This window comes from Bradyrhizobium sp. dw_411, assembly GCF_018449695.1.
Classification (GTDB): Bacteria; Pseudomonadota; Alphaproteobacteria; order Rhizobiales; family Xanthobacteraceae; genus Bradyrhizobium.
Window position 1 is genome coordinate 140,201 of record NZ_JAAVUY010000020.1, and the last position, 7,656, is coordinate 147,856.

The window sequence follows — 7,656 nt, forward strand, 5'->3', positions numbered from 1 at the left end:
GACTAGTTGAGTGTTTCGTTTCGAGTGCCGCTGCTATTCGTTCCATTGCATCAGCTTGGCGGTTAGCTGCTTTGAGATTTTCGTCTAACAGGCCCCAATTTCTTTCCAGTGCAGCAGCGTTCTGTCGCTGATCACGGCGTATCCGATTAAAATAGAGGCCGAAAAATAGAAGCACTATTGGGACTAGGACGAAGAACGGTATGAGGTTTTGGACCCATTGAGACATGGTAATTTCCGTGAGGCTTTTGCAAGGGGTGTAGACGTGTAGCGAAGCATTGACAACCTACGCCATCCACCGATGGCCACTCAGGCGTCGTCGAGCTTGTTGAGGTCGCGCACCGACTGCATGATTGGTTCGAAATTCGACCGCGCATCGAGTGCGTCGAACAATTGCGCGGTGTCGGACAGAAGCCCGTGCGATCTTTGAATGGCGATCCGCACGTCGTCCTGCGGCGTGTCGGACAACCGGCCATGTCCCGACAGCAGGATTTTTGAGTTCAGGCCCTTCAATCGCTCCAGCGACTGGATGTAATCGCTGATGCTGCCCGATCCGAACACGCCGCCCATCACGCCACCAGGCATCAGCGTATCGGCCGCGAACAGCAGGCCCTGATCCTGATCGAACAGGCTGATGCAGGCCGAGGTGTGACCGGGCGTGTACATCACGTTGAGGTGGAAGTTGCCGAGGTCGAGCAGATTGCCTTCTTCCAGCCAGATATCGACATTGATCGGCACATCCGGCTCGTTGAACATCTTGCGCAGCATCGAGAAGTCGTCGCGCAGCATGATCTTGTTGGCGGCCAGACGATGCGCGGCGATGATGGTGCGGCCGCCAAAATGCCAGGCCGCGCCGATGTGATCGAGATGCTCATGGCTGAGGATCACCATGTCGATCTTTTCAGGCGGGCAATCGACGTGGTTGAGGCACTCCAGCAGATGCGGAAAATTCGACGACAGCCCGACATCGATCATGATGGTGCGGGATTTGCCGCGCACGAGGTAAGCATTGGCGGCGCGGTTCTTGAACCGGATCTGATAGACGTTCTCGGCAGCCTGGATCAGCGAGCAGACGTCGTTGTTCAGCAGGATCGGAAACGGGCTCGGCTTGCGCTCGCTCATGGATTGGCTGCCTTGAAGGTCATGGCATTGGACGCGCGCAGCCGTTTGCTCAGCGCATCCATGATCATCAGCGCGAAGGCAGGTTGCTGGCTGACCAGATAGACGAACCGGGCATGATTGATCCGCATCACGCGCGTTTTCGGCGCGGCCGCGATCGCGGTGGCCGAGCGGGACGAGCCGTCGATCACGGCCATCTCGCCGAAGAACTCGCCCTTGCCAAGCGTTACGATCACGGTCTTGCTGGCACCGTTGAGTTTGACGATGTCGATCTTGCCATCGAGCACCACGAACAGTTCGCGCCCGGTCGAGCCTTCCTCGAAGACGACGTCGTCGACATCAAATTCGTTGATGCATTTCTCGATCGCCATGGTGCTTCCCGCCTTCTGGCTCGCGCCCATTGGCCGCTATGTTAATCGGGAAACCCCACGGCGCAAATGACGGCAGGGCTATTTTGGCTACCGCAGAGCAGCATCGGCTGTCTCCGGTCACCGCCGCAATTTCGCCGGAGGTGTCACCGGCAGTCCGGAGGGTTCCTTAAATTTCCGTAAGCCGACTGGAAGTAACGAATTCGCAAGCAATGAAAGTTACCAAAAGGTCAAACTCTACTGGAGATTTTGACCGTGAGCGAACAGCAAGCCGAGCCAATCAGCGGTGAATCCGGTTCCCTCGGTGCCGGATCGGCCGCTTCCCCTTCGACGGAGGCGCCGGTGACGGCCTCAAAGCCGGAGCCCATCAGCGAGCCCGCGGCTGGATCGGCCGAGGTGGAATCGCCGAAGCTGGTGCCGGAGCAGGGCGCCATGGCGCCGGAAGTGCACGTGTCCAAGGCGGATGCGCCGGGGGCTCACGCGTCCGAGCCGGAAGCGGTCAAGGAAACCGATAAACCTGACGCGCCGCGTATGCCCGGCAAGATCATGATCATGTCGTCGGCCGATCACGACTGGGACCGTGACGAGGTCGGCTCCGAGCCCGAAGCCGAGCCAAGCCAGGGCATGTTCGGCAAGCGCCGCATCGCCGCCCTTGCGGCCGTCGTGGCACTCGCGGCAATGGCGGGCGCGCTCGGGGGCGCGCTGGCAACCGCAGGCCTGACGCATGTGGCAACGGACGACGTCGCGGCCAGCGGCAATCGCGCGCTTGAAGCGTCGATCGCGCGGATCGACAGCGACATCCTGTCGCTGAAGGCCGGCCTCGAACACACTTCCAAGCTCGGCATGAGCCAGTTCAATAAAACCAGCGACCGCCTCGACAAGGTCGAGAAAGCGCAGGCCGAGCCAGCCGCCAAACTCGCCAAGCTCAGCGAGACCGTGGATAAACTCCGCGCCACACCGGCCGCCGCCCCGTCGCCGGTCGCCGCGGCTCCGGCTGCACCCGCCGCGTCGAAAGAAGTCACGGGTTCGGTGACGTCTCCCGCCGCAGCGCAGGCGTCCGCCACGCCGCCCAAGGTCGAAGTAGGCCGGCTGCCGACGGTGGAAGGCTGGATCCTGCGCGATGTCGCCAATGGCGGCGCGCTGATCGAGGGACGGCAGGGCGTCTATGAGGTGTATGCCGGCGATCCCGTCCCGGGTCTTGGCCGGGTCGACGCCATCCGCCGCCAGGATGGCCGCTGGGTGGTCGTGACCAGCAAAGGCTTGATCGTCGCGCGGTAAATCACATTGTTTCACTGCGACGTGAAGTGACGTGCGGCGGGACAGTTCGTCCGCATTTCGGCTAGTTTCCTGACTAGAAAGCCACCCGCGGGAGCGCTGAATAAGCGCTCCCCTGCGGTGTTTGTCAGGATATGGCCCGCGTGCGATTTACCCTCTCCATCATTGCCTTGCTTCTGGCGCTGGCTTGCGGCAGTTCGCCCACGCTGGCGCAGAGCGCGCTGGAGCACGGCGCTGCGATCACCGATCCCTTGAGCCTGCGCGAACTCGATCATGGCCAATTCGGCCTGTCGCGCCTGCTGTTGCCGGCGCGCTCGGCCGACGCGCCCCTCACCGACAGCCAGTTGTTCGCATTGCCGTCGATGGTGCCGGTGGGCAGAGCGATCGATGCGGAATTCGACCGATACATTCAAGCCCACAAGGCCGAGTTTCCCAACGAGAGCATCGGCGCCGGAACCTCGTTCGACTTTCAACTATTCGATCGCGCGCTATTGTATTCGCCCGACACGCGCTTTGTGCTGGCGGGAATCGTCAACCGGATGGACCGCGCCTATGTGACCCCCGCGAATTGCGGCGAGATCAGGCTGATCTACCGTCTGACGCGAACGGATGCGCAGGCTGGTGAGAAAACTGACGACAAGGCCAGCGACGACGTGCTCTCGCCGCGGCTGCCGATGACGCTCAACCTCGTGCTCAACGCCAGGAAAGACAATGCGGCGGTGACCTGCGCCGAGATCGCGCGCCGCTGGCTTGCGTCCGGCGATTGGCCGCTGACGGGTGCAGAACTGGCGGCGGAATTGACATCCAAGGATGGCCCGCTGGACCTGATCGGACCTGAGAATATCGCGCGCATCGAGACCAATCTTCAGATCGTGCATGCGCCGAAATCCGGCACGCGTGAATTTCGCACCGATTATCTTTTGAAAGTGTTCGACTACAACGCGCGGACGCAAACCTTCGAGGAAGCGACGCTGGAAAACCAGATCGACCGCGATCGTATCCTTGGCGACGCAAAGCTGCGGCGTGACTTCAAGGCGTGGCTGCTGAACCCGGCGCCTTTCGGCGAGCTGGATCGCGGCACGGTTCTGATCCCGCCGGAGTTTCTGGCGACACGCGCGATCGCGCCGACGCCGATCGGATTTTCCTCCTCACGGTTGCAGCCGGCTTTCGGCCTGGTGCAGGGCGACGCGGGCGCGGCCGATCCGGTGTTCACGGAAAGTGACGTCGTTACGGCTTTGAAAAAGGCGACAGAACGCGGCATCCGCCTGCAGAACATCGCCTCGGTCGCGGGCTTCGAGCGCCGGCTCAACGACATCACCTGTTCCGGATGCCACCAGACCCGCGGCATCGGTGGCTTTCATTTTCCGGGCGTTGACTGGATGGCGGCAAAGCCTTCGAACTCGACCATCGTTCCAGCCTCGCCGCATTTCTTCGGCGACCAGATCCGCCGCCGCGATATTCTGGCCGCGCTGCGGGACGGCAAAACCCCGGATTACTCGCGCGGCTTTTCCAGCCGGCCGCAACTGCGCGGCAGCAGCGAACTCGCGGGCACCGAATATGACAATGGCTGGGGCGCGCCTTGCTATCTGCAGCACGCCAAGGGCTCGAAGAATGACCGCAGTTTCACGCCGTGGACCTGCGCCAAGGGGCTGGCCTGTCAGGTTCTCGACCAGGCCTCGCGCATGGGGATGTGTTTCGTCGGGACCCGGTAAACCCGGATAGGTCACGCGCCGAGATTGACAGTAGGCTCACCAATCTGTTTCATCGCGGCAACCGCATACCGATAAATGCCGGGAGGAGACATGGACGACATTATCATCGTCGGCGCCGGCATTGGCGGGTTGACGCTTGGGCTGACGCTGCATGCTGCGGGGATCCCCTGCCGGATATTTGAGTCAACCGCTGAAATCCGCGCCGTCGGCGTCGGCATCAATCTGCTGCCGCATGCCACCAAGGAATTGGCCACGCTCGGTCTTGAGGGCGATCTGGCGCGCGCCGCGATATCGACGCAGGACGCGACCTTTTTCAACCGCTTCGGCCAGTTGATCTACCAGGAGCCGCTCGGCCGTGCCGCGGGCTACGACCATCCGCAATTCTCGATCCACCGCGGCGACTTGCAGATGATCCTGCTGGAGGCGTTTCGCACGCGCGTCGGGCAGGACCGGCTCACGACCAACCAGCATTGCATCGCCGTCGAGCAGGGTGAGAGTGGCGTCACCGTGCATTTTTCCGATGGGCCAAATGGCAAGGAGCGCGGCATGGTTCGCGGCCGCGTCGCGATTGCCTGCGACGGCATCAATTCGGCGGTGCGCAGGCAGTTTTTCCCCGGCGAAGGCGAGCCGCGTTATTCCGGCGTCAACATGTGGCGCGGCGTGACACGATCGAAGCCGATCCTGTCGGGCGCCAGCATGGTGCGGGCGGGATGGCTGTCGCACGGCAAGATGGTGATCTATCCGATCCGGGCCGCCGATGCGGACGGTTTGCAACTGATGAACTGGGTCGCCGAAATCGAAACGCCTGTTTATCGCAAGCGCGACTGGAACCGGCCGGGCTCGATCGACGATTTCATCGGCCCCTTTGCCGCCTGGCATTTCGACTGGCTCGATGTGCCCGCGCTCATTCGCGGCGCCGACAGCGTGCTGGAATTCCCGATGGTCGATCAGGATCCGCTGCCGCGCTGGAGTTTTGGGCGGGTGACCGTGCTCGGCGACGCCGCGCATCCAATGGTGCCGCGCGGTTCCAACGGCGCCGGTCAGGCGATCCTGGATGCGCGCGCGCTGACTTCGGCGCTGCGCGACAACAATGATCCGGTTGCGGCCCTTGCCGCCTACGAGAAACAACGTCTCGAAGCGACCACGCGCATTGTGCTGACCAACCGCTCCAATCCGCCCGACGCGATCCTGCGCGAGGTGTTCGAGCGCACCAGGGATCAGCCGTTCGCCAGGATCGATGACGTCATCAGCCGCGATGAACTGGTGGCGTTGTCGGAGGGTTACAAGCGGATCGCGGGCTATTCGAAGGACGCGTTGCGGGCAAGCTAAGTCCACGCGCTATATCAAGACCGTCATTGCGAGCGAAGCGAAGCAATCCATCTATCCGCGCAAAGAAAGTATGGATTGCTTCGTCGCTTCGCTTCTCGCAATGACGAGATGGGAGATGCATCGATGCCGCTTTTTCACGCCCCGGACGGCGCACCCATCGTTGACGTCGCCGAATTCATCGACGCACAACCGGTCGGCGGGTTTCAGATCCGGCTGCTGCTGACCTGCGCGGCAGTACTGTTTCTCGATGGCTTCGACACCGCGGCGATTAGCTATGTCGCGCCGTCGCTGGCCAGGGAATGGAGCCTCTCCAAGGGAGCGCTGGTTCCGGTATTCTCCGCGGGGCTGTTCGGACTGATGATCGGCGCGCTGCTTTTCGGTCCCCTGGCGGACCGTATCGGGCGTAAGAAGATCATCCTCTTCTCGACATTGGCGTTCGGCCTCGGCGCGCTAGTCACCGCGTTTGTACATGACGTCAACACGCTGCTCGTGATTCGTTTTCTGACCGGGCTTGGGCTGGGCGGCGCGATGCCCAATACGATTGCGCTGACGTCGGAGTTCAGTCCTCACCGCCGCCGCGCTACCATGGTGATGGCGATGTTTTGCGGCTTCTCGGTCGGTGCGGCGCTCGGCGGTTTTCTCGCGGCGGGATTGATTCCGTATTTCGGCTGGCGCTCGGTGTTCATCGTCGGCGGCGTGGCGCCGCTGCTGCTGGTGCCGCTTCTGGCGCTGAAATTGCCGGAGTCCGTTCGGTTTCTGGCACTCGCCGGTAGCGCCGATGCGCGGGTCGCGCAATTGCTCGGGCGCGTCAATGTGAACGCAATGTTCGCACCGGTCACGCGCTTCACCGTGCATGAGCCGCAACTGGTCGGGATGCCGGTGCTGCATCTGTTCAGGAACGGGCGTACCCTGGTCACGCTGTTGCTATGGGTAGTGTTCTTCATGAGCCTGCTCGATCTCTATTTCCTGTCGAGTTGGCTGCCCACGGTGCTCACCGATCTCGGCGCTTCGGTGTCGGCGGCCGCCGCGATCGGATCGATGCTGCAGGTCGGCGGCGTGGTCGCCATCTGTGTGCTCGGCGTCATCATCGACCGTTTTTCATTTCGCGCGCTGGCGTTGTTGTATTTCGTCGCGGTGTTCGCGGTCGGAGCGATCGGACAGCTTGGCCATTCGGTCGCCTTCGTCACGCTTGCGATCTTCATAGCCGGGTTTTGCATTGTCGGCGGCCAGACTGCCGCCAACGCGCTAGCCGCCGCGTACTACCCAACCTCGATCCGGTCGTCGGGCGTCGGCTGGGCGCTCGGGATCGGCCGGGTCGGCTCGATCGTCGGGCCGGTAGTCGGTGGCGCCCTGATGACGATGCAATGGAGCGCGGGTGAAGTATTTATGGCGGCGGCTGCCGCTGCGCTGTGCGCGGCACTGGCGGCGTTTGCGCTGAGCCGGCTCGCGGGCATGGGCGGAACCGGCAGGGTTGAGGTTGGTCAGGCGGATTCGTTCGAGGCAGATTGGCATCCATCGACGTCAACCGGGGCGTAAGCTAGACTGGTTTGACATCCATGGTTGGGGAATCAGTCGATGAGCGACCCGGACAAGGACAAGGCACGCAATCGCGAAATCGCCGAGAATGAGAGCGAGCGGCAGACCGTCAGCGATATCCGGGTAAGCGGATGGGCGATCGCCGCCGCCGTGGTGATCGGCCTTGCGGCGGTGGGCTGGGTGCTGCTGCATAATAATTAGGGTGTCCGGATCAGAGCGAAACGTTCTTCCTCATCCTGAGGAGCGTCGCGAAGCGATGCGTCTCGAAGGATGGATGCAACGAACGGACTCGCGGCCATCCTTCGAGACGCGCGCAAGAG

The 7,656-nt window shown here is 62.4% G+C and carries 7 protein-coding genes; 5 read left to right on the forward strand and 2 right to left on the reverse strand.

Annotated features, from left to right (window positions below):
* Positions 1-306 precede the first annotated feature (306 nt).
* Both HB676_RS28315 and HB676_RS28320 read right to left on the reverse strand, forming a co-directional pair.
* Positions 307-1,119, reverse strand: a complete 813-nt coding sequence (locus tag HB676_RS28315) for an MBL fold metallo-hydrolase (RefSeq protein ID WP_213741772.1) — start codon at positions 1,117-1,119, stop codon at positions 307-309.
* Positions 1,116-1,487: a cyclic nucleotide-binding domain-containing protein gene (locus HB676_RS28320; RefSeq protein ID WP_213741773.1), complete on the reverse strand. Its 372-nt coding sequence runs from the start codon at positions 1,485-1,487 to the stop codon at positions 1,116-1,118. The genes HB676_RS28315 and HB676_RS28320 overlap by 4 nt, the downstream gene beginning before the upstream one ends.
* Positions 1,488-1,733: 246 nt before the next feature.
* On the opposite strand from HB676_RS28320, the gene HB676_RS28325 reads away from it, so the two are divergent.
* From HB676_RS28325 to HB676_RS28345, 5 genes are all read left to right on the forward strand, one after another.
* Positions 1,734-2,762 carry a hypothetical protein gene (locus tag HB676_RS28325; RefSeq protein WP_213741774.1) on the forward strand — a complete coding sequence of 343 codons (1,029 nt, stop codon included), beginning with the start codon at positions 1,734-1,736 and terminating at the stop codon, positions 2,760-2,762.
* A gap of 131 nt (positions 2,763-2,893) precedes the next feature.
* On the forward strand, positions 2,894-4,471 hold the full coding sequence (locus HB676_RS28330) for a hypothetical protein (RefSeq protein WP_213741775.1): 1,578 nt from the start codon (positions 2,894-2,896) through the stop codon (positions 4,469-4,471).
* A gap of 90 nt (positions 4,472-4,561) precedes the next feature.
* Entirely contained in the window at positions 4,562-5,800 is a 1,239-nt protein-coding gene (locus tag HB676_RS28335; RefSeq protein ID WP_213741776.1) for a flavin-dependent oxidoreductase, read from the forward strand.
* A gap of 123 nt (positions 5,801-5,923) precedes the next feature.
* The gene (locus tag HB676_RS28340; RefSeq protein ID WP_213741777.1) at positions 5,924-7,336 is read left to right on the forward strand and encodes an MFS transporter; all 1,413 of its coding nucleotides are present in this window, start codon (positions 5,924-5,926) and stop codon (positions 7,334-7,336) included.
* A gap of 39 nt (positions 7,337-7,375) precedes the next feature.
* A complete protein-coding gene (locus HB676_RS28345; RefSeq protein WP_213741778.1) occupies positions 7,376-7,537 on the forward strand; it encodes a hypothetical protein in 162 nt (53 codons plus the stop codon).
* The last annotated feature ends 119 nt before the right edge of the window (positions 7,538-7,656 follow it).

Bases quoted from the DNA above. Each gene is read 5' to 3' on its own strand.
- HB676_RS28315 (WP_213741772.1), bottom strand. From the start codon at position 1,119: ATGAGCGAGCGCAAGCCGAGCCCGTTTCCGATCCTGCTGAACAACGAC.
- HB676_RS28320 (WP_213741773.1), bottom strand. From the start codon at position 1,487: ATGGCGATCGAGAAATGCATCAACGAATTTGATGTCGACGACGTCGTC.
- HB676_RS28330 (WP_213741775.1), top strand. From the start codon at position 2,894: ATGGCCCGCGTGCGATTTACCCTCTCCATCATTGCCTTGCTTCTGGCG.
- HB676_RS28335 (WP_213741776.1), top strand. From the start codon at position 4,562: ATGGACGACATTATCATCGTCGGCGCCGGCATTGGCGGGTTGACGCTT.
- HB676_RS28340 (WP_213741777.1), top strand. From the start codon at position 5,924: ATGCCGCTTTTTCACGCCCCGGACGGCGCACCCATCGTTGACGTCGCC.
- HB676_RS28345 (WP_213741778.1), top strand. From the start codon at position 7,376: ATGAGCGACCCGGACAAGGACAAGGCACGCAATCGCGAAATCGCCGAG.